Source organism: Nocardiopsis dassonvillei (assembly GCF_964273065.1).
In the GTDB taxonomy this organism is placed as follows: domain Bacteria; phylum Actinomycetota; class Actinomycetes; order Streptosporangiales; family Streptosporangiaceae; genus Nocardiopsis; species Nocardiopsis dassonvillei_B.
Genome location: NZ_OZ186815.1, coordinates 1,264,047 through 1,284,944 on the forward strand (window position 1 = coordinate 1,264,047; position 20,898 = coordinate 1,284,944).

Annotated in this window: 17 protein-coding genes and 1 riboswitch; of the genes, 6 read left to right on the plus strand and 11 right to left on the minus strand. The window is 73.2% G+C overall.

Annotated elements, in window-relative coordinates; genetic code table 11:
- Nucleotides 1-12 precede the first annotated feature (12 nt).
- From ACSUPR_RS05755 to ACSUPR_RS05765, 3 genes are all read left to right on the plus strand, one after another.
- Nucleotides 13-696, plus strand: a complete 684-nt coding sequence (locus ACSUPR_RS05755; protein WP_436889902.1) for a response regulator — start codon at nt 13-15, stop codon at nt 694-696.
- 198 nt (nt 697-894) lie between these two features.
- Nucleotides 895-2,316, plus strand: a complete 1,422-nt coding sequence (locus tag ACSUPR_RS05760; RefSeq protein WP_436889903.1) for a threonine/serine ThrE exporter family protein — start codon at nt 895-897, stop codon at nt 2,314-2,316.
- A gap of 181 nt (nt 2,317-2,497) precedes the next feature.
- On the plus strand, nt 2,498-2,689 hold the full coding sequence (locus ACSUPR_RS05765) for a DUF5999 family protein (RefSeq protein WP_436889904.1): 192 nt from the start codon (nt 2,498-2,500) through the stop codon (nt 2,687-2,689).
- A 96-nt stretch (nt 2,690-2,785) separates the two neighbouring features.
- On the opposite strand, the gene ACSUPR_RS05770 is transcribed toward ACSUPR_RS05765, so the two are convergent.
- Together ACSUPR_RS05770 and gcvP are read right to left on the minus strand one after the other, a co-directional pair.
- A complete protein-coding gene (locus tag ACSUPR_RS05770) occupies nt 2,786-4,015 on the minus strand; it encodes a tetratricopeptide repeat protein (RefSeq protein WP_436889906.1) in 1,230 nt (409 codons plus the stop codon).
- A 242-nt stretch (nt 4,016-4,257) separates the two neighbouring features.
- On the minus strand, nt 4,258-7,152 hold the full coding sequence (gene gcvP / locus ACSUPR_RS05775; RefSeq protein ID WP_436889907.1) for an aminomethyl-transferring glycine dehydrogenase: 2,895 nt from the start codon (nt 7,150-7,152) through the stop codon (nt 4,258-4,260).
- Between the two features lie 92 nt (nt 7,153-7,244).
- A riboswitch (glycine riboswitch) is annotated at nt 7,245-7,336 on the minus strand.
- Nucleotides 7,337-7,656: 320 nt separating this feature from the next.
- On the opposite strand from gcvP, the gene ACSUPR_RS05780 reads away from it, so the two are divergent.
- Entirely contained in the window at nt 7,657-8,106 is a 450-nt protein-coding gene (locus ACSUPR_RS05780) for a hypothetical protein (protein ID WP_436889909.1), read from the plus strand.
- A 593-nt stretch (nt 8,107-8,699) separates the two neighbouring features.
- Here ACSUPR_RS05780 and ACSUPR_RS05785 read toward each other — a convergent pair.
- From ACSUPR_RS05785 to ACSUPR_RS05820, 8 genes are all read right to left on the minus strand, one after another.
- Nucleotides 8,700-9,191: a MerR family transcriptional regulator gene (locus tag ACSUPR_RS05785; RefSeq protein ID WP_436891881.1), complete on the minus strand. Its 492-nt coding sequence runs from the start codon at nt 9,189-9,191 to the stop codon at nt 8,700-8,702.
- 407 nt (nt 9,192-9,598) lie between these two features.
- Complete coding sequence (locus ACSUPR_RS05790; protein WP_436889910.1) at nt 9,599-10,072, minus strand: bifunctional nuclease family protein; 474 nt, start codon at nt 10,070-10,072, stop codon at nt 9,599-9,601.
- Nucleotides 10,073-10,255: 183 nt separating this feature from the next.
- A complete protein-coding gene (locus tag ACSUPR_RS05795) occupies nt 10,256-10,798 on the minus strand; it encodes an FHA domain-containing protein (protein ID WP_436889912.1) in 543 nt (180 codons plus the stop codon).
- Between the two features lie 615 nt (nt 10,799-11,413).
- The gene (locus tag ACSUPR_RS05800) at nt 11,414-13,915 is read right to left on the minus strand and encodes a sugar phosphate nucleotidyltransferase (protein ID WP_436891882.1); all 2,502 of its coding nucleotides are present in this window, start codon (nt 13,913-13,915) and stop codon (nt 11,414-11,416) included.
- Nucleotides 13,916-14,110: 195 nt separating this feature from the next.
- A complete protein-coding gene (locus ACSUPR_RS05805) occupies nt 14,111-14,857 on the minus strand; it encodes a CDP-alcohol phosphatidyltransferase family protein (RefSeq protein WP_436889913.1) in 747 nt (248 codons plus the stop codon).
- Between the two features lie 231 nt (nt 14,858-15,088).
- The gene (locus tag ACSUPR_RS05810) at nt 15,089-16,009 is read right to left on the minus strand and encodes an ArsA family ATPase (RefSeq protein ID WP_436891883.1); all 921 of its coding nucleotides are present in this window, start codon (nt 16,007-16,009) and stop codon (nt 15,089-15,091) included.
- Nucleotides 16,000-16,308, minus strand: coding sequence for a cory-CC-star protein (locus ACSUPR_RS05815; RefSeq protein WP_436889914.1), 309 nt, complete (start codon nt 16,306-16,308; stop codon nt 16,000-16,002). Before ACSUPR_RS05815 ends, ACSUPR_RS05810 begins: the two co-directional genes overlap by 10 nt.
- A gap of 10 nt (nt 16,309-16,318) precedes the next feature.
- Nucleotides 16,319-18,127 (minus strand): carbon starvation CstA family protein, encoded by a 1,809-nt coding sequence (locus ACSUPR_RS05820; protein WP_436889915.1) that lies wholly within the window; start codon nt 18,125-18,127, stop codon nt 16,319-16,321.
- Between the two features lie 116 nt (nt 18,128-18,243).
- On the opposite strand from ACSUPR_RS05820, the gene ACSUPR_RS05825 reads away from it, so the two are divergent.
- Nucleotides 18,244-19,035: a hypothetical protein gene (locus ACSUPR_RS05825; protein WP_436889916.1), complete on the plus strand. Its 792-nt coding sequence runs from the start codon at nt 18,244-18,246 to the stop codon at nt 19,033-19,035.
- Between the two features lie 34 nt (nt 19,036-19,069).
- Nucleotides 19,070-19,366, plus strand: coding sequence for an MTH1187 family thiamine-binding protein (locus tag ACSUPR_RS05830; RefSeq protein ID WP_436889917.1), 297 nt, complete (start codon nt 19,070-19,072; stop codon nt 19,364-19,366).
- A gap of 36 nt (nt 19,367-19,402) precedes the next feature.
- Here ACSUPR_RS05830 and ACSUPR_RS05835 read toward each other — a convergent pair whose 3' ends face one another.
- Entirely contained in the window at nt 19,403-20,788 is a 1,386-nt protein-coding gene (locus ACSUPR_RS05835; RefSeq protein ID WP_436889918.1) for a flavin monoamine oxidase family protein, read from the minus strand.
- Nucleotides 20,789-20,898: the final 110 nt, after the last annotated feature.

Below are 20,898 nucleotides of genomic sequence, written 5' to 3' on the forward strand. Positions count from 1 at the left end.
CACAATCGGCCTGTGCCCGTCTCAGTCCTGCTGGTCGACGACCAGCCCCTCGTCCGCGCCGGCTTCCGGATGATCCTGGAGGCCGCCCCGGACCTGTCCGTGGTCGGCGAGGCCTCCGACGGGCGCGAGGCGGTGGAGGCGGCCCGCCGACTGCTGCCCGACGTCGTCCTCATGGACGTGCGCATGCCCGGCATGGACGGCGTCGAGGCCACCCGCCGCATCGTCGAGCGCTCCCGGGCCCTGGACCAGGCCGTCAGGGTGCTGGTGCTCACCACCTTCGACCTCGACGAGTACGCCGTGGGCACCCTGCGGGCGGGCGCCCACGGATTCCTGCTCAAGGACTCCCCGCCCGAGGAACTGGTCGCGGCGGTGGAGACCGTCGCCTCCGGCGGCGCGGTCGTCACCCCCCAGGTGCTGGAGCGGCTGCTGGCCAGGTTCGCCCCGCTGCTGCCCGACGTCGAAGGAGCCGGGGAGACCGCCGCCGACCCCCTCACCGAACGCGAGCGCGAGGTCCTGCGCCTGGTGGCGCGCGGCTGGTCCAACTCCGAGATCGCCGCCCACCTGGTCGTCGGGGAGTCCACCGTCAAGTCGCACGTGGGCCGCATCCTCACCAAGCTCGGCCTGCGCGACCGCGTGCAGGCCGTGGTGCACGCCTACGAGAGCGGGCTGGTGCGCCCCGGGGAGCGCGACGGGTGAGGCGCCCGATCCCCCGCGCCGGCCCCGGCGCGTTCCCCCGTCCGGCACCGCCCGGCTTGGCAGGATGATCCGGTGATCGAACTCACCGGCACCCGGTCCCCGGGCGGGCGAACCCGAGCCGAGGGGGCCGCGTCCCCCTCTGGGATCGTGAACAGCGCGTCGACCGCCGCGGGGACCGGCGGGGAGGGGAGGACGGACATGGGGGACAAGCGGGGGCGCCCGCCGTCGGGGGAGGACCGCATGCTCAGCCGCATGCGGGACTGGCGCGCCCGGCACGAACGCGACCTGGCCCCGGACGAGGAGGACGAGGAGCGCCCGCTCCCCGACGCCCGGGCCATCGACCTGGTCCTGCGCGTCGGTGAGCTGATGCTCGCCAGCGGGGAGGGCACCGAGGCCGTCAGCGAGGCGATGCTCAGCCTGTCGGTGGCCTTCAACCTGCCCCGCTCGGAGGTGTCCGTCACCTTCACCACCATCACCCTGTCCACGCACCCTGGCGGCGACCAGCCGCCCATCACCGGCGAGCGGGTGGTGCGCCGCCGCTCCCTGGACTACTTCCGGGTCAACGAACTGCACACGCTGGTGCAGCAGGCGGCCCTGGGCCTGCTGGAGATGGAGGACGCCGCCGCCCGGCTGGAGCACATCCGGCGGGCCCGCATGCCCTACCCCAACTGGGTGATCGTCGTCGGCTTCGGGCTGATCGCCTCCAGCGCCAGTGTGATGATGGGCGGCGGCGCCATCGTGGCGACGGTGGCGTTCCTGGCCGCGGTGCTGGGCGACCGGACGTCGGTGTTCCTGGCCCGGCGCGGGGTCGCCGAGTTCTACCAGATGGCCGCGGCGGCGATGGTCGCGGCGACCATCGGCGTGGCGCTGCTGTGGGTGAGCACCGAGATGGACCTGGGACTCCAGGCGGGCGCGATCATCACCGGCAACATCATGGCGCTGCTGCCGGGACGGCCGCTGGTGGCCAGCCTCCAGGACGGGATCAGCGGCAGCTACGTGTCGTCGGCGGCCCGGCTGCTGGAGACGTTCTTCATCCTGGGCGCGATCGTGTCGGGGGTGGGCGCGGTGGCGTACGCGGCGGTGCGCCTGGGGGTGTCCATCGACCTGGACAGGCTGCCCTCGGCGGGCACCTCCATGGAGGTGCCGGTGCTGCTGGGCGCGGCCGGGATCGCGATCGCGTTCGCGGTGTCGCTGGCGGTGCCGCCCCGGATGCTGGTGACCATCGGCCTGCTCGGCGTGATGATCTGGGTCATCTACGCCGGCATGCGGGCGCTGTTCGAGGTACCGCCCGTGGTGGGAACCGTCGTGGGCGCGGTGGCGGTCGGGGTGGTGGGCCACTGGCTGGCCCGGCGCACCCGCCGCCCGGTGCTGCCCTACCTGGTGCCCTCGATCGCGCCGCTGCTGCCCGGCAGCCTGCTGTACCGGGGGCTGATCGAGTTCACCCAGGGCACCGCGGTGTCGGGCCTGCTCTCGCTGGTGGAGGCGGTCATGGTGGGCCTGGCGCTGGGCGCCGGGGTGAACCTGGGCGGTGAGCTGGTGCGCGCGTTCCAGCGCGGCGGACTGGCCGGGGCCGGGATGCGCAGCCGCCCCGCGGCACGCCGAACGCGGGGCGGGTACTGAACTCCGCACGCGGATCCGAGAAGGTGGTGCGAACCACATGCCGCCTGCGGGTATCTCACGGTGTGAGAGCGGACGACGACACCGACGCCGTGTTTTCGCCCCGAAACGCGACAAGCATGTGATGTCAGCCACTATTCTTGGCGTCAGCTCAACGAAGAGCCTCTAGTGAAAGGCCGATCCCATGTGCAGTCACCAGCCTCCCTGCCCGTCCTTCGAGGACACCGACCGCGAGGCCGCGCGCGTCGTCTCCAGCCATCCGGAACAGGGATGGAGTCTGCTCTGCAACGGTGTCGTCCTTTTCGAGGACACCGGTGAGCTGCTGCCCGACGGCGCCGTCGTGGCACCGCACCGCCCCCGCGTCCTGGCCGCCTGACGCCGGGAACCACCGTCCCCACCGGTCCCCCGACGGGCCGGACGACCCCGCCCGGGAGCCGAGCCCCGGGCGGCGGCATGTGCGGCCCGCCCGGCCTCAGAGCCGCTCGGGCCAGTCCTCGGGCAGCAGGTCGCCCTCCCCGTCGTCCCCCGCCAGCCGGCGCCGCAGGTCGGCGTGCAGTCCCGGCCCCCACACGAGCTCGTCGGGGGTGCGCACCGCCTCGACCAGGGCCCGCCGCAGCACCGCCGGCCGCGCCTCCCCCTCCAGTGCGGGCAGCGCCGCCAGGGCGTGCATCCGGGTCAGCACCGCGAACAGCTCCGCCGCCAGCGCCGGAGTGCTGGCCGTGGCCACCGCCTCCTCCAGGTAGGGCTCCCACCAGGCGCCCTCCTCTCCGCCGGGGGCGAATCCGCGCCGCAGTCGGGCGCCGACCTCCTCGGCGGTGGCCTCACCGTGCCCGCGCAGCCCGCTGTGCCACACGTCGGCCGCCCCGTCGGTGTCCCCGCGCAGGGCCAGCAGCCCGGCCAGCAGCTCCACCGCGGCCCCGGCGGTCTCCGGCTCGACGGGCTCCTCCCCCTCCGCGGGCGGTTCGGCGACGGCGGCCAGATCGGCGATGGCGTGCTCCAGGTGGGCGGCGGCCCGCAGCAGGCGCAGCCGCGGGTCCTCGGCCGCGGACAGCCCCCGGTCGGCGGCGCTCAGCGCGGCGCCCGGCGCGCCCCGGCCCAGCAGCCGCCCGGCCAGGTCGCGGGCGGCCTCCGCCACGGTCTCGGCGTGCAGCCGGTCGGGGCGGCCGGCCGGCGGCGCCAGGGCCGCCTCCCAGTGCTCCCGCGCGGCCTCGGCGTCGCCGCGCTCCTCGGCGGCACGGGCCAGCCCGTAGTGGGCCACGGCCGTGCGGCCGGGCCCGCCGTCCAGGTCGAGAAGCCGCCGCCAGACGCGTTCGGCCTCGGCCCGCTCGCCGTCCTGCTCCAGGGACAGCGCGAGGTGGTGGGCGGCGCGGGGCGCGTGCCGGGCGTCACCGGTGGCCAGGGCCCGGCGGGCGGCGTCGCGGGCGGCGGCGGTGTCGCCGCGCCCGTCCTCGACCACGGCCAGGCCCAGCAGGGCGCGGGCCAGCACCTCCGGGGGCGGGTCGGCGTCGGCCGCACGGCGGTAGAGCTCGGCGGCGCGGTCCAGGTGTCCGTTCTCGGCCAGGTCCCGGGCCTGGTCGCACAGTCCGGGGGCCTCCTCCGCCGAGGGCGCGGGCCCGGTCGGCAGATCCCGGGGGTCGACGGCCCGCGGCCGCGGTTCGGCGGGGCCGCCGGAGCGTGCGGAGGATCCGGAGGTCGTGGTCATGCTGGGCGCTTTCCGGTGGGGGTCCGCGCGGTGGGGCACGCGGGTGTCGCCGCAACTCTAACGCGCGCGGCGGTGACCGGAGGGGGCCGCGGGGTCCGGTGTCGCCGCCCGGGGCTCATGTGCCTGGTGAGGACACGGACGCCCTACCTTTATGTCGTAGATTTTCTAAATGTCCGAATAAGGGGCTCCGTCCGGATCCGGACGGAGCCCCGGGGTCCCCGCGAGCCCGCGGAACCGCTCCCCTACAGCTCGAAGGCCTCGGGCGGCGGGCAGGAGCACACCAGGTTCCGGTCACCGTAGGCCTGGTCGATCCGGCCCACCGGCGGCCAGTACTTGTCGCGGCGCAGCGACGGCACCGGGTAGGCGGCGACCGCGCGGCCGTAGCCGTGGGTCCACTCGTCGGCCGTGACCTCCTCCGCGGTGTGCGGGGCGTTGCGCAGCGGGTTGTCCTGGGCGTCCCACTCCCCCGACGCGACCTTGTCGATCTCGCCGCGGATGGCGATCATCGCCTCGATGAACCGCTCCAGCTCCGCCAGGTCCTCGCTCTCGGTCGGCTCCACCATGAGCGTCCCGGCCACCGGGAACGACATCGTCGGGGCGTGGAAGCCGTAGTCCATCAGCCGCTTGGCCACGTCCTCGTTGCTGATGCCGCTCGCCTTCTGCAGCGGGCGGATGTCGATGATGCACTCGTGCGCGACCAGGCCGTCGGCACCGGTGTAGAGCACGGGGTAGTACGGCTCCAGCCGCTTGGCCACGTAGTTCGCCGACAGCACGGCGACCTCGGTGGCCCTGCGCAGCCCCTCGCCGCCCATCATCCGGACGTACGCCCAGGAGATCGGCAGGATGCCCGCCGAGCCGAACGGCGCCGCCGACACCGGGCCCACGCCCGTGTGCGGGCCCGCCTCGGGCCGGCCCGGGTGGTTGGGCAGGAACGCCGCCAGGTGCGAGCGGACCGCGACCGGGCCCACGCCCGGACCGCCGCCGCCGTGCGGGATGCAGAAGGTCTTGTGCAGGTTCAGGTGGCTGACGTCGGCCCCGAACTCGCCCGGCTTGGCCCAGCCCACCAGCGCGTTCAGGTTGGCGCCGTCGACGTAGACCTGGCCCCCGGCCTCGTGGACCAGGCGGCACACCTCGGTGATGGTGTCCTCGTACACGCCGTGCGTGGACGGGTAGGTCACCATGATCGCGGCCAGCGCGTCGGCGTGCTTCCCGATCTTGGCGCGGAGGTCGTCCAGGTCGATGTTGCCGCCCTCGTCGCAGGCCACGACGGCCACGCGCATGCCCGCCATCACCGCGCTCGCGGCGTTGGTGCCGTGCGCGGAGCTGGGGATCAGGCACACGTCGCGGTGGTCGTCGCCGCGCGAGCGGTGGTAGCCGCGGATGGCCAGCAGGCCCGCGAACTCGCCCTGGGAGCCGGCGTTGGGCTGCAGGGACACCGCGTCGTAGCCGGTGATCTCGGCGAGCCAGGCCTCCAGGTCGCGGATGAGCGCCACCGTGCCGGCCGCCTGGTCCAGCGGGGCCAGCGGGTGCAGGCCCGCGAACTCCGGCCAGGTGACCGCCTCCATCTCGGCGGTGGCGTTGAGCTTCATGGTGCACGAGCCCAGCGGGATCATCGTGCGGTCCAGCGCCAGGTCGCGGTCCGACAGCCTCCGCATGTAGCGCAGCAGCGAGGTCTCGCTGCGGTGCGTGTTGAACACCGGGTGGTCGAGGTAGTCCACCCCGCGCGCCAGGCCCTCGGGCAGGCGGTCGGCGCTCTCGTCCACGGACACGGCGGTCCTGCCGGAGCCGCGTCCGGCCTCGCCGAACGCCCCGGCCAGCGCGGTCAGGTCGGCGACGGTGGTGGTCTCGTCCAGGCTGACCCCGACGGTGGAGGCGTCCACGCGCAGCAGGTTGAACCCGGCGGCCAGGGCGTCCTCCACGACCCGGTCAGCGCTGGGCACCCGCACCCGCAGGGTGTCGAAGTAGGAGCCGTGGACGATCTCGAAACCGCGCTCGGCCAGGGCGTCGGCCAGCGCCGCGGTGCGGGTGTGCACCTGGCGGGCGATCGCGCGCAGGCCGTGGGGGCCGTGGTAGACGGCGTACATCCCGGCCATGACGGCCAGCAGCACCTGGGCGGTGCAGATGTTGCTGGTGGCCTTCTCGCGGCGGATGTGCTGCTCGCGGGTCTGGAGGGCCAGGCGGTAGGCCGGGCGGCCCGCGTCGTCCACCGAGACCCCGACCAGGCGGCCGGGGATCTGGCGGCGCAGCTTCTCGGTGACGGACATGTAGCCGGCGTGCGGGCCGCCGAAGCCCAGCGGGACGCCGAAGCGCTGGGTGGAGCCGACCGCGATGTCCGCGCCCAGGGCGCCGGGGCTGCGCAGCAGGGTCAGCGCCAGGATGTCGGCGGCGACCACGGCCAGGGCACCGCGCTCGTGGGCGGCGGCGATGACCGCGCCCGGGTCGCGGACCGCGCCGCTGGAGGCCGGGTACTGGACCAGGACGCCGAAGGCGTCGCCCTCGGGCAGTCCCCGGGACAGGTCGGCGACGACGATCTCGATGCCCAGCGGTTCGGCGCGGGTGCGCAGGACCTGGAGGGTCTGCGGGTGGACGTCGGAGTCGATGACGAAGACGTCCGCCCCGCTCCTGGAGGCGCGGCGGGACAGGGTCATGGCCTCTGCCGCGGCGGTGGCCTCGTCCAGCAGGGAGGCGCCGGCGACGGGCAGGCCGGTGAGGTCGCAGACCATGGTCTGGAAGTTGAGGAGGGCCTCGAGCCGGCCCTGGGAGATCTCCGGCTGGTAGGGCGTGTACGCCGTGTACCAGGCGGGGTTCTCCATGATGTTGCGCAGGATCACCGGCGGGGTGAGGGTGCCGTGGTAGCCCAGGCCGATCAGGGGCTTGACGACGGTGTTGCGCTCGGCGAGCGTACGCAGCTCCGCGAGCGCCTCGGCCTCGCCGACGGCCTCGGGCAGGTCCAGCGGGGCGCTCTGGCCGGGGGCGCTGAGGATGGACGCGGGGACGGCGGCGGCCATGAGCTCGGCGGTGGAGCCGTAGCCGACGGTCTTGAGCATCTCCTCGACGGCGCCGGGGGCGGGTCCGACGTGACGGTCGGCGAACACCCGGGCGGGTGCGCCGGGGGCGTTCACGGGCTGGTCGGACACGGAGACCTCCTGGTGACAGGGCCGATGCGGATCGGCGGTGTTCCTCACGGTCTCCCCCTCTGTCACCGGGCACGCCCAGGCTTCAGAGCGGCCTCCTCCGCGCGGTCCGTGGTGCCTGAGAGGTTACTGGGGAGTATTGCCCCGTCGGCGCCCCTGGCTCAGGGGTCTCTCCCGCGCGGTATCGACAGCCTGCTGACGCAGTGTTCACTTGTACGGACAGGGCGAATGTCGGTTTTCATCCCTGTTGTGGTTACGACCGTACTCGATTACGCGCTCCGGGACCGAGTCACCCCGTGCGTTCCGCGTGCCACACCCCGTCCCGTGGACCCCGGGCGCGGCGAGGGCCCGTGCGGCCGTCCCTCCGCACGGACCCTCTCCACCGTCCTCTCTCGGACGGTCCCGGGGACTCCCGGCCCCGCTCCCCTCTCTCGGACACCCGCGCCGGGGAACGCGCCCCTCCTCCGCCGCGTCCCGTGAGGGCCCTACGACTCCGAAGGACACACCGTGCGCCGTATCACGACCCCCGCCCTGCTCACCGCACTCCTCCTGGCCGCCTGTACCGGCGGCCCCGGGTCCGACGAGGTCGTCGTCCTGGAGGGCGACCCCCGCCTCCTCGTCCACGGCTTCACCTCGGGCATGGAGGCCCGGATGGTCGGGGAGCTGGAATACCGGCCCGGCGGGCGCTGCCTGGTCCTGGCCTCCCGGGACGGGGCGACCGGGGAGGTCGTCCAGCGGGCCGAGATCGTGTGGCCCGCCGGGGTGGAGCCCCTGGAGGACGGCCGCGCGGGTGTCACCGTCCCCGGGTTCGGCGAGATCGCGGCCGGGGACCCCCTCGACGCCGCGGGCGGCCACGCCCCCGCCGGGGCGTGGATGGAGGAGTACGGCGTTCCCGGGCCCTGCGTCCCCGGGGAGGAGGGCTTCGCCATGCTCAACGCCGACTCCTTCACCCGCTGACCGGCCGCCGGGACCGGAAGAGGGCGGAGCCCGCGCGGCCGTCCCCCGCACGGGCTCCTCTCCCGTCCCTCTCGGACAGGCTCTGTGGAGAGGTTCGCGCGGCCGTCCTCCGCGCGAACCCCTCGTCCCTCACTCTGTCATCCCTCTCGGACGATCCGCAGCCACACCGCCGTGTCGCACGGAGATCGGTCGCCCTCCGGCGGCCCGCCGCCGGGCCGGCGCGCCCGTGGCCCAGCGCCCGCAGGCGGGTCGCGGCCTGCTCGACGGCGAGCGCATCGTCGCAGGCCATCCGGGGAAGTCCAGGGATCCGACGGCGTCGGCGGGTACCGGGGGCGGGCCGGGCCCATGCAGGTCCGCGTGGTGGCCGGGCGGCGTCGGCCCGGGTGTGGGGCCCGCCGACGGAGATGGTCCCGAGACCTGCCGGGAGAGCGGCAGCGCGACGCGGCCGGCCCCGGTGGTCCCGCCGGCCCCGGCCTTCCCGGCGGCCTCCGCGGGTCGGCGTTCCACGCCCCGGCGTACGGCGGGCGGCGCGAGCCGCCTGCATCCGCCTGCGGGAGCCGTCATCGGCTCGTGGTGGTCCGCGCCCCGCGGGTCTACCCGATGCGGCGCTCCCGGCGCCGCCGGGCCAGCTCGTCCACCGGGGCCGCGGGGGGCGCCGGGGGCAGGTCGCCGCGCTCCTCGGCCGGGACGACGCCCAGGGCCTCCTCCAGCTCCCGCCAGACGTTGGCCAGCGCCAGGCCGAACATGCCCTGGCCGCGCTGCATGAGGTCCACGACCTCCTCCGGGGAGGTGCACTCGTAGACGCTGACGCCGTCGCTCATGAGGGTGATACGGGCCAGCTCGGGGGCCGGGCGCCCGCGCAGGTGGTCGACCGCGGTACGGATCTGCTGGAGGGATATCCCGGTGTCCAGCAGCCGCTTGGCGATCTTGAGCATCAGGACGTCGGGGAGGCTGTACAGGGGGGCGTTGTGGGCACCGGTGCGCACGCTCGGTTCCACCAGGCCGGTTCTGGCCCAGTAGTCGAGCTGGCGGTAGGTGATCCCGGCGGCCGTACAGGCCGCGGGGCCCCGATACCCGACGTCCATAGGCAGCGCCACGTCCTCTTCGCACGGTAGGCCCTGCTGCCCCGCTAGCCGCAGCGCGGACCGCCTGTCATGGGGTTCCCGCTTGCCGCTCGCTACCGCCACGCCGACCTCCGGCTTCTCGTCCCGCGGCGGTCTCGACAGGGGATGTCCACAGAGGGAACGGGTGCGCCGCGGGTTCCACTGCACCGACCGTAGGACGACCGGAGGGCAGCGTCAACGACACCCCCCGGCGCGTCGCCAAGTGCGCGCGCCCGGGTGCCGCGGAGCCGCGGCGGCCGCGCGTGCGCCGTTTTTCGGCCCCGACCACGACGATCACTTCCCCGTCCCCAATCTAACACCGGCGACCCGGAACGAAGCCGCAGGTCGCAGCCGTGTTCCGGGTCGGTTCCCGGGTGTCCGCCACCGGTTCACTCCGTACGGCGCCCGAAGTCCTCGGGCGAGATGTTGTCGAGGAATTCGCGGAAGGCCTCGACCTGGTCCTCCTGCTCGTCCGGAATGGGCATCCCGGCCTCGTCGATCACGTCCTCGTGCGCGTAGATCGGGGTACCGGTCCGCAGCGCCAGGGCGATGGAGTCCGAGGGCCGGGCGCTGACCTCGGCGCCGTTGCTGAACACGAGCTCGGCGTAGAAGATGCCGTCGTTCAGCCCCGTGATGTTCACCGTGGTGAGCCGGGTCCCCAGCGCGTCCAGCACGTCCCGGAACAGGTCGTGGGTGAGCGGCCGGGCCGGGACCACGCCCTGCTGTGCGAGCGCGATCGCGGTCGCCTCCACCCCGCCGATCCAGATCGTGAGGTAGCGGTCCCCGTCGGATTCCTTGAGCAGGACTATCGGTTGGTTCGAGGGCATCTCAACCCGGACGCCGACGAACTCCATGTGCTTCACAGCGGCTCCGTCCCACGAGTCGTCATGCCGGATGGGCGCTCGTCCCTGTTCCCCCGTTGGACCAGGACCCGAGGGCGAAATCGGCACCCTTCGTTACAAAGCTGTCCGGCGGCGGGGGGCCGCAAACCTTCCCGGCCCCGGCCGCCGCCGTCAATGGTGTCCGTACAAGTCCGACACCGCTCCTCAGCGGCGCGGTTTGGTCAGCAGCACCATCCGGAACTTGCCGATCTGGATCTCGTCGCCGCCGCCCAGCTCGGCCTCGTCCACCGGCTCCCGGTTGACGTAGGTGCCGTTGAGGCTGCCCACGTCGCGGACGCCGAAACCGTTGCCGCGGCGGAAGAACTCGACGTGCCGCCGTGAGACGGTGACGTCGTCGAGGAAGATGTCGCTGTTGGGGTGGCGCCCGGCGGTCGTGACGTCGTTCTCCAGCAGGAAGCGACTGCCGGCGTTGGGGCCCCGCTTCACCACCAGCAGAGCCGTACCCGCGGGCAGGGCGTCGACATTGGTGGGGTCGACACCTCCCGCTTCGTCACCGGAGTCCTCCTCCTCCAGGGCCTGTATGCCGGAGATGGAGATGGTGGACGTGACGTCTCCGGCGGACTCCCCGCTCCCGGCGGGCCGTGGGCCCGGCTGTCCGTCCCTGCGGACGGGGGTCCCACAGTGGGAGCAGAAACGGGCATCATCCGCAACGGCGTGACCGCACTGCGTGCAGTAAACGCTCGACATAGGTCGGCTCGGCCTCCTACCGCACGGGGCGGTGCTTGATTCGGCTGGTCGGTGGCACGCTCCGGCCGTCGCGCGGGCGAGGGGCCCGCACAGCGTCCGGAACGCGGCGAGACGGTCCGCTGTCGCGGCAGCGGCGCACCTCGCACGGTCGGTCGCTAGGTCTCATCCCCCATGTTGTACTCCTTGTCACCCCCGGCGGGTCCCCCCGTTGCGGAAAGGCCCGTGCGGTAGGCGACGCGGCGCCCCAGGGAACACTCGACTTTAAACCATATCCCTGTCCGGGAAGGGTTTCGCTCCCCGTCGGCCTGCCGTGAACACCCCGCCGCGCGAGCGGCGGGGGGAACGGGGGATCCGGTGCCCGGAGCACCGACTCCACCGGTGGACGGCTCCGACGAGGAGAGGCACCTGTTCTGGTACCGATGCCCGTCCGGGGGTTTTGGTTCGCTCCTGCGCCCCACGGATTCACCTCGACGCCGCCGTACCGCCACGACCTGTCGTTATGTCCAGTTTAGCCAGGGGGCACGGCTTGGCCAGCGCCCCTGAGGACTCCTGTTTCCGCCGTACACCCGCGGGGGGTGCGGGCCGCGTGGCCCGCACCCCGCTCGTGCGCGGAGGTCAGCCCTCAGCGCGTTCCACGACACTCGCCCACTCGGCGACCAGGCGGTGCGCCGTGTCCGGGTCGGGACCTTCGGCCCAAAGATGGGTCACGGCCTCGGCCGTGTCCGGGAGCACCAGCGCCCAGCTGCCGTCGGGCTCCAGGACCCTCACGCCGTCGGTCGTGTCGAGCTCGCGGTCGCCCGCGGCCTCCACGACGGCCCGCATGACGCTGCCCTTGACCGCCCACGGGGTGGGCACCGACCGGCGCAGCAGGTGCGCCTGGGGGATGCCCCCCTCGATCCGGCTCAGGGGGCTGCGGGTCCGCGCCACCAGGCCCAGCAGCCGGACGAAGGCCGCGATGCCGTCGCTGGTCGGGCTGAACTCGGGGATGACGAAGCCGCCCCGGCCGTCCCCGGCCAGGATGACGTCCTCCCCCTGCTGCACCGCCTTGGTGAGCTCGTTGGTGGCCGTGGCCGTCCACAGCACCTCGACGCCGTGGGCCCGCGCCACCTGCTCGGCGATGCGGGTGGTGGTCACCGGCAGCGCCACGCTGCCGCCCTTGCGCTCGGCGCACACCAGCTCCAGGACCGCGAGCAGGGCGCGCTCGTCGTCGACCAGCCCGCCCTTCTCGTCCACGATCGAGAGCCGCTCGGCCACCGGGTCGAAGCGGACCCCGAAGTCGGCCCCCGAGCCGGAGACCAGCTCGCCCAGCCGCTCCAGGTCCCGGTTGCGCTTGGCCGCGGTGTCGGTCGGCGAGGCCTCGTCGAGCCGGTTGTTGACGGTCAGCACGTCCACGCCGATCCGGCCCAGCAGCGAGGGCAGGATGAGCGACCCGCTGCCGCCCGCGCAGTCCACCACGACCTTCGGGTCCGCCTCCGCGATCCCGGAGGTGTCCACCGCGCGCAGCAGGTCGTGGGCGTAGTTCTCCACGTTGCGCGAGGGGAAGGTGAGCTCGCCGATCTCGCCGGGGAAGGCCCGGCGGTACTCGGCGCGGGAGAACACCCGGTCGAGCTTGCGCTGGGCCGCCGGGGACAGGTCGGCGCCGTCGGAGTCCAGGAACAGGATGTCCACCGACTCCGGGTCGCCCGGGGTGGTGCGCACGGTGATGCCGCCGCTGACCCCGCTCTGGGAGGTGTGGAAGCGGGCCACCGGCAGCGGTACGACCTCCAGGTCGCGGACCTCGATGGCCGCGGCCGTCAGGGCGCTGATGATCGCCCGCTTGAGGGTGCGGGCCGCGCGCGAGACGTCGCGCGAGGTGGTGACGATCGCGCCCTTCTTGAGCGTGGTGGCGTAGGCGTTGGCGAGCCGCACCGCCAGTTCGGGGGTGATCTCCACGTTGATCAGCCCCGAGACGCCGCGCGGCCCGAACAGCGACCGCTGCCCGCGCGACTCCCAGATGACGTTGGTGCTGACGACCGCGCCGGCCTCGATGGTCTTGAACGGGTAGACCTTGACGTCGTTGTGCAGGTAGGCCTCGGACTCGATGACGCAGTCCTCGCCGACGACCGCGCCCTCCTCGATCCGGGCCGCCGCCATGACGTCGGTGTTCTTGCCGATGACCGCGCCGCGCAGGTTGGCCCCGCGGCCGATGAAGACGTTGTCGTGGAGCACGGTGCGGTGCGCGAAGGCCTCGGCGCGCACCACGGCGTTGCTGCCCACCACCGTGAACTCGCGCAGCTCGGCCCCGGCCTCCACCTTGGCGTAGTCGCCGATGTAGAGCGGGCCCTTGAGCACCGCCTCGGCGGAGACCTGGGCGCCCTCGCCCACCCACACGCCCGGGGAGACCTCGAACCCGTCGATCTCCACGTCGACCTTGCCCGACAGGACGTCGGCCTGGGCGCTGAGGTAGCTCTCGTGGGTGCCCACGTCCTCCCAGTAGCCGTCGGCGATGTAGCCGTAGAGGGGCTCGCCCTCCTCCAGCAGCTCGGGGAAGACGTCGCCGGACCAGTCGACGACCTCGCCCGCGGCGACCCGGTCCAGGACCTCCGGCTCCATGATGTAGATGCCGGTGTTGACGGTGTCGGAGAAGACCTGGCCCCAGGTGGGCTTCTCCAGGAAGCGCTGGATGCGCCCCTGCTCGTCGACGATGATGATGCCGAACTCCAGCGGGTTGGGGACCCGCTTGAGGGCGATGGTGACCTTGGCGCCCTTCTCCCGGTGGAAGCGCACCATGTCGGTGAGGTCGATGTCGGTGAGCGCGTCGCCGGAGATGACGATGAACGGCTCGCCGCGCAGGTGGTCCTCGGCGTTCTTGACACTGCCGGCGGTGCCGAGCGGGACCTCCTCCGCGACGTAGTGGAGCTTCATCCCGAGCTCCTCGCCGTCGCCGAAGTAGTTGCGGATCAAAGTGGCCAGGAACTGGACGGTGACCACCGTCTCGGTGAAGCCGTGCCTGCGCAGCAACCGCAGCACGTGCTCCATGATGGGTTTGTTGACCACCGGCAGCAGGGGCTTGGGCTGGTTGGCGGTCATGGGGCGCAGGCGGGTGCCCTCGCCCCCGGCCATGACGACGGCCTTCATGCTCGGTGAGGGCGTCGGGGCCTCTTCTTCGCGGCCGGTCATCGGGAGCACCTCCGCCGGGTGCGGGCGGAGGGTACCGCGGGGGGCCGGTGTTCGGAGCGCACGATCGATCGCGCGGTGGGACATGTTCTCATGGTGGAGACGACACTCCCTTTCGTTCCGACAGGACTCTCGGTGAGCCGGTCCGTCGGCGCGTCAGGTGCCGCTCCGCCCCGGGTCCCGCAGGCCGGGACCGTCGGCGTCCGCACCGGGTTCTCCGTCGGCGGCCGCCTGCGCGGTCGGATCGGGTCGACCCGGATCAAGTCCGCGACCGGGGTCGCCGTCCTCGGCGGCCCGGTGGCCGTCGGAGCGATCGGCGCGTTCGTCGCGGCGGGTCTGGGCGATCAGGCGCAGCCCCTGAACGGCGTACAGCAGTCCGGCCCACCAATAAAGAGCCGTTCCCCAGAGCGCGAAGGCCCAACCCATAATCCGCGCCACATCTCCGGCGATGTTGGCGTAACCCGCGATGAACAGCAGGGGGAAGGCGTAGAGAAGGCACAGGGTGGCGGCCTTGCCCGCGAAGTTGACCGGCAGGGGGCCGTAGCCGAAATACCGCAGCAGCGGCAGGGCGCCCAGGATGAGCACGTCGCGCAGGACGAGGATGGCCATGAGCCACCAGGGGACGATGTCGCGCACGACCAGTCCCAGCAGGGCGGCGAAGATGTAGAGGCGGTCGGCCAGCGGGTCGAGGACGGCGCCCAGCCGGGAGGTCTGGTTCCAGGCGCGGGCGATCTTGCCGTCGAGCCAGTCGCTGAGTCCGGCGAAGGCGAGCACGGCCAGCGCCCACCAGTCGGCCTGCGGCACCAGCACGAGCCACAGGAAGAGCGGGACGCCCAGCAGCCGGAGCATACTCAGCAGATTGGGGACCGTCCAGATACGGTCACCGACCGCCGGACCTGCCACAGCGCCCCCCGCCTCGTCTCTGCCGTCTTCCGCGGATCGCCCCATGACGCCAACGATAACGGGCCGAAGTGTCGTTTCCCGCCATCGCGGGGCCCTGTCTCCCCCATGGCACGGCAGGCGGCCGCCCGCCCATCGTACCCTGCGGTATACCGACGCTTTTGCCTGATATGTCGGTTTTTCTCGGGCTGCTCCATCACATGGAACGAAGGAGGGGCCCGCGCGGTTCCCGCCTCACCCCGGCAGGTGGGCGGCCAGGGCGCGCAGCCGCTCCGGCCCGGTGGGCTCCCGGTCCTGGAGCGGGACCTCCACCACCCCCGGGTCCGCGAAGCGCCGCCGGATCTCGTCCAGGACCTCCACCCCCTCCGGGCCGGCGGCCCCCGCCGGCGGGACCTGGTTGACGACCACGGTGTCCAGGGGGAACCCCGCCCCGGTGAGGGAGTCCAGCGCCCGCGCGCTCTCGGCCAGCACCATGCGGCGCGGCACCGTCACCAGGCAGACCCGGCTGGACGAGCGCAGCAGGCCGGCGGCCCCCTCCAGGCGGTGCCGCCGCTCGTGCAGCCGCACCAGCAGGGGGTCCTCCTCCGGCGCGGCCACCACCGCGTCGGCGAACGCCTCGGCGCTGCGCGCGCGTTCGCGCCGCCGGGTCAGCCCCTCCACCCAGGGGGTGAGCAGGGTCGGCAGCGCCAGCAGGCGCAGCAGGTGCCCGGTGGGCGCGCTGTCCACGACCAGCCGGTCCCACCGGTCGCCGACCTCCTCCATCCGCTCCATGAGCAGGTCGGCCAGCGCGGACTCGGCCATGCCCGGGGCCGCCCCGGCGTGGTCGAGGTGGCGCCGGACCGCGGGCATGATCTCGGCGGGCAGGGCCCGCTCCGCGTCCCGGACGACCCGGTCGATCCTGCGCCGGACGGCGGTGTCGGCGTCGGGCTCGGCCGCCCACAGGCCCGGCTCGACCTCGGCGGGCCGGTCGCCCAGCGGGCGTTCCAGGACGTCGCCCAGGGAGTGCGCGGGATCGGTGGACATGAGCAGGACCCGGTGCCCCGCGTCCGCCAGCGCGAGGGCGCGGGCGGCCGCCACCGTGGTCTTGCCGACGCCTCCCTTGCCCCCCACGAAGAGGATCGGCGCGCCGGCGGCGGATGGGGTGTTCAGCAGCAGCCTCCCGGGGCTCCGAAGTCGTCCCGCCCCATTCTCAGGTGCCACTCGTGCAGGTCGGCGACCATGTAGGGGAGAAGGTCCAAGGTCTCATAGGCGACGGGGTTGTCCACGCCCAGGCTCTCCAGCATGAGCAGGGCGCGCAGGGTGTCCTGCTGCGTCCGGGCCTGCCGCCGCCGGTCGTACCCCCAGCGCGCGTCGAAGACCTGCTGGTGGAAGTCCTCGACGCGGCGCCAGGCGGCGACGGCACGGTGCCAGGCCCTCCCGGGGGAGGACCCGGCACCGTCACTGCGCTCGGTCACGGTCGACCGCTCAGGACTTGTCGTCCGTGCCGGCGGTCTCCTCCGCGGCGGCCCCGGCGTCCGCGCCGGAGGCGGGCGCGGTGCCGTCCCGGCGGGCCGCGAAGGCCTTGCGCAGGGCGAGCACGGCCTCGACCGTCATCCACACGGCCAGTCCGAAGATGATCGCGTCCAGCGGACCCAGCAGGTACCGCTGGAGGCTGTCCTCGGAGCCGAGGAAGCCCAGGAGCTGCACGATGAGCGCCCAGGAGGTCATCACGACCAGGAAGACCAGGGGCACCAGCACCGCGAGGGGGTTGCGGCCCTGCTTGGTGACCCACACGGCGATGACGGCCAGCGCCAGCCCGGCGGTGAGCTGGTTGGTGGTGCCGAACAGCTGCCACAGCGTCCCGGCCGCGAAGTTGCCGGGGATCAGGGCCAGGGCGAAGGGCACCAGCACCGCGATCAGGGTCGCGACGGTGATGTTGCGGGCCAGGAAGGAGAAGGTCTTCTCCAGGGCACCGCCCTCGGTGGCGCGGTCCCGGATGATGACGCTGATCTCCTGGATGGTGTAGCGCTGGAGCCGGACCGCGGTGTCGAGGCTGGTGGCGGCGAAGCTGATGACCACCAGGGAGGCGAAGACCAGGCCCATGCTCTCGGGGATGCCCACGTTGGCGGCGAACCCGGCCACGCCCTGGACGAAGCGGCCCGCCGGGTTGGTGCCCGCGGCCGCCCAGTCGACGTAGATCTCGGACCAGTCCATGCCCTGGTTGGCGCTGAAGACCACGATGCCCGCGGTGCAGGCCAGGATGGAGCACACCGCCAGCGTGCCCTCGCCCAGGGAGCTGAGGTAGCCGACGTACCGGGCGTCGGTCTCCTTGTCGAGCTGCTTGGAGGTCGTGCCCGAGGCCACGAGGCTGTGGAACCCGGAGACCGCGCCGCAGGCGATGGTGATGAACAGCAGCGGGAAGATCGACGGGGAGCCCTCGGGCAGGTCGCCCCGCAGCAGCGGCGCCTCGATCGTGTTCATGCCGACGGTGATGCCGGCGATGATGACCACCAGGGCCAGCACCATCTGCTGCTGGTTGATGTAGTCGCGCGGCTGGAGGAGCATCCAGACCGGCAGGCGCGAGGCGAAGAAGGTGTAGGTGAAGATGAACACCAGCCACACGAAGGACGCCTCCACGCCCAGCGCGTTCGCGATCGGGTCGACGGTGACGGGGAACATCTGGCCGAGCGGGATGCACGCGTAGACCGCGATCAGCGAGATGACCGAGGGCAGCAGGGCCGCGGTGCGGCGGCGGTAGACGACCTGGCCGACGCCGATGGCCAGGGGGATCGTGACCAGGACGGGCAGGACCGCCTCGGGGTTGGCGACGAAGAGGCCGGTGATGATGACCGCGAACACCGCGTTCACCATGGTCACCAGGAAGAAGATGATCAGCAGGAACAGGATCCGGGCCCGCCCGCTGATGACGTCGCCGGCCAGGGCGCCGATGCCCTTGGCCTTGTGCCGCACCGAGACGGCGATCGCGCCGAAGTCGTGGGCGCCCGAGGCGAAGATCGTGCCGAGCACGACCCACACCAGCGCGGGGCCCCAGCCCCAGAAGACGGCGATGGCGGGTCCGACGATGGGCGCGGCCCCGGCCACCGAGATGAAGTGGTGGGCGAAGACGATGTGCTTGTTGGTGGGGACGAAGTCGACGCCGTCCTTGTAGGTGTGCGCCGGGGTCGTGTACGCGGGGTCGAGGGCGTAGACCTTTTTCGCCAGGTAGCTGGAGTAGAAGCGGTAGCCGAGCGCGAACAGCGCCAGTGCCCCGAGTAGGACGACCACAGCTGGCATGGGGGGAGTTCCTCACTTTCGAGCGCTTTCGCACTCTGCGTTGTGCATCGGGCCGGGGTGTCGAGTACAGTCCCGAGAAATTAACATGAGTCACACGTCACACCCAAGGAAGAAAAGTGCACGATCCGGCCACGGTCTGGCGCCGCTCCCCCGTCGGCGAACTGTGCTGGTCGGGCGGATCGGGCCCCCAGGCGATCCCGGTCGTCCCCCTCCTGGCGGACGGGACGCCCTGCGTCGCCCTGCCCCTGGCCCACCTGCACCTCATCGCCTCGCTGGGCCGGCACGCCGCCTTCTGCGTGAGCGCGCCCGCCGCCGAGGGGGAGCCGACCCTGGCCGCCGTCGGCCGCGTGGAGGTGTCGCTGGACCCCCGGGGCGAGGCCTTCGCCGACCTGGTCGAACAGGAGGCCGCCAAGCACCCGCCCACCCGGCTGCGGGCGGGGAGCCTCATGGCGCGCCGGGAGAACTGGTGGTGGATGGGCCGGGCCATCGTGCGCCTGGTCGACGTGGAGCGGGTCGTCCCGCTGCCCCCGCGCGACCGGCCCCGGGACGCGCTGCTGGTCCGCGGCCGCGGGGGCGGCGTCCGGATCGACGTGGTCACCGCCCCCGAGTGGCCGGACGCGCCCGGGACCCCGGTGGAGCTGTGGGGCCGCTCCGGCGACGACCCCGCGGGCACCGGGGAGGAGGCCCTGGCCATGGGCCACCGGGCCAGCCCCGACTTCGAGCGCTGGGAGCGCTGGACCCGCCGGGGCGCCCTGACCGGGCAGCTCCTGGAGCCGACCGAGGCCGTCGGCGGCCCGGACGAGGCACCCCGGCCCTTCAACCTGCTGGAGCGCTGGAGCAACCACCGCCGGGTGCGACGCGCCTGCGTGGCGGGAGTGGCCGAAGCGGAGAGGCGTCTGCGAGGCTGAGGGGAGCACAGCCTCATCGAACCGGGAGGACCCCATGCTCGTCGCCTTCTCAGTCAGCCCGCTCGGCACCGGGGAATCCGTCGCGCCGGCGGTGGCCAGGGCCGTCAAGGTCGTCCGCGACAGCGGGCTGCCGCACCGCACCGACGCGATGTTCACGACCGTCGAGGGCGAGTGGGACGAGGTCATGGCCGTGGTGAAGGCCGCCACAGAGGCCGCGGGCGAGGGCGCCGGACGGGTGTCCCTGGTGCTCAAGGCCGACATCCGGCCCGGAGTCACCGGGGCGCTGGACGGCAAGGTCGAAGCGGTCGAGCGGGAGCTGCGCGACCTCTGACCCGGCCCCGCGGACCCGCCGCGGCGGGTCCGCGCCTCACTCCTGGGACTCCAGGACCATGTCCGCGGCGCGCAGCCCCGACAGCAGGGCCCCGTGCACCGTGGCGATGTGCTCGATCTCGGTGGCCTCCCCCGCGAAGAACAGCCGGTCCTCCACCGACGCGCGCAGCGCCACCCTGTCCCCGTCGCCGGAGCCGACCGCGTTGTAGGAGAACGCGCCCCGGGCGAACGGATCGTCGGCCCAGTGGCTGAGGTAGTGGTCGGTCGGGTCCGGGGCCTTGCGGAACATGGTGCGCAGGGACGCCATCGCGTGCTCCACCACCTCGCCCTCCGACATCTCCGCCAGGAAGCGGGCCGGGGCCCCGCCGTTGCGGGACACCAGCACCGGCACTCCCAGCACCCGCTGGCCCGCGTACCAGTGGAACCAGGCGCCTTGGTCGGTGCCCAGGTGCACGATCACCTCGGCGTCCCCCCAGAACACCTCGTCGAAGCGCAGGAACAGCTTCTCCAGGCGGCCGTTGCCCAGGCGCTCCACCGCCAGCCGCTTGTCCTCGGGCAGCTGCGGCCGGAAGTCCACCCGGCCCGCCTTGAGCACGCCCAGCGGCAGGGTCACCACGGCCCGGTCCGCGGTGAGGGTCCTCTCCCCGCCGGGGGCGTCCACCCGCACCGACACCCCGTCCGCGCCGTGCGCGACCCCCAGGACGACGTGCTCCAGGCGCACGTCCAGGCCGCGGGCCAGGTGGTCGGTGACCTGGCCCATGCCGTCGGGGAAGACGACGTCGTCGCCGCTGAACTCGTGCTGGGCGCCCACCGCCTCGAAGGAGACCTCCGTGGCGTCGGCTCCGTGGTCGCCCTCGACCATGCGGTACACGATCTCCTTGGCGTCGCGGGCGCGGGCGCGCACCAGGTTCGCGTCGTAGAGCGCCTGGTCGATGCCCTGCTCCATGGACTCCTGGGAGCCCGCGCCGATGTTGGCCCAGTACATCTGCTCGTGCAGGAGGTTGACGTCCTCCATGTTGCGGCGGTGCCGGTCGAAGAGCAGCCGCCGCCCCTTGGGGTCGTAGGCGGTCTCGGTGGAGCGGTTGAACACGGCGGTGCGCAGTCCCAGGGACCTGACCAGCTCGGCCAGGGGGTTGTTCTCCTCGCCGCGCATCCAGGAGGCCCCGGCGTCCAGGGTGGTGCCGTTCCACTCGCGGATCGAGTGGATACGCCCGCCGATGCGGGCCCGGCCCTCCAGGACGGTGACGCGCTCCCCGGCCCCGGCCAGGCGGTCGGCGGCGGCCAGTCCGGCCATGCCCGCCCCGATGACGATGGTGTGCCCCCGTCCGGGCGCGGCCTCCCGGCCCCGCGGCTCGGGGGCGGTGTCCTCCGCCCCGCCCGCGGCGGGCTCCTCGGTGTTCTCCGCGCCGACGTCCTCCTGCATGGCACTCCCCTCCACCGGTGACCGACAGTGCGACTTTATGTGCCCTTCGTGTCGACCGCGGGGATGACACCCCGGCGGGACATAACGGCCGCGGCCCGAGGAACCGGAAC

Excerpts from the sequence above, each read along its gene's own strand:
- ACSUPR_RS05795 (WP_436889912.1), bottom strand. The coding sequence starts at position 10,798 with ATGTCGAGCGTTTACTGCACGCAGTGCGGTCACGCCGTTGCGGATGAT.
- ACSUPR_RS05785 (WP_436891881.1), bottom strand. The coding sequence starts at position 9,191 with ATGGACGTCGGGTATCGGGGCCCCGCGGCCTGTACGGCCGCCGGGATC.
- ACSUPR_RS05765 (WP_436889904.1), top strand. The coding sequence starts at position 2,498 with ATGTGCAGTCACCAGCCTCCCTGCCCGTCCTTCGAGGACACCGACCGC.
- ACSUPR_RS05830 (WP_436889917.1), top strand. The coding sequence starts at position 19,070 with ATGCTCGTCGCCTTCTCAGTCAGCCCGCTCGGCACCGGGGAATCCGTC.
- ACSUPR_RS05800 (WP_436891882.1), bottom strand. The coding sequence starts at position 13,915 with ATGAAGGCCGTCGTCATGGCCGGGGGCGAGGGCACCCGCCTGCGCCCC.
- ACSUPR_RS05835 (WP_436889918.1), bottom strand. The coding sequence starts at position 20,788 with ATGCAGGAGGACGTCGGCGCGGAGAACACCGAGGAGCCCGCCGCGGGC.
- ACSUPR_RS05760 (WP_436889903.1), top strand. The coding sequence starts at position 895 with ATGGGGGACAAGCGGGGGCGCCCGCCGTCGGGGGAGGACCGCATGCTC.
- ACSUPR_RS05820 (WP_436889915.1), bottom strand. The coding sequence starts at position 18,127 with ATGCCAGCTGTGGTCGTCCTACTCGGGGCACTGGCGCTGTTCGCGCTC.
- ACSUPR_RS05770 (WP_436889906.1), bottom strand. The coding sequence starts at position 4,015 with ATGACCACGACCTCCGGATCCTCCGCACGCTCCGGCGGCCCCGCCGAA.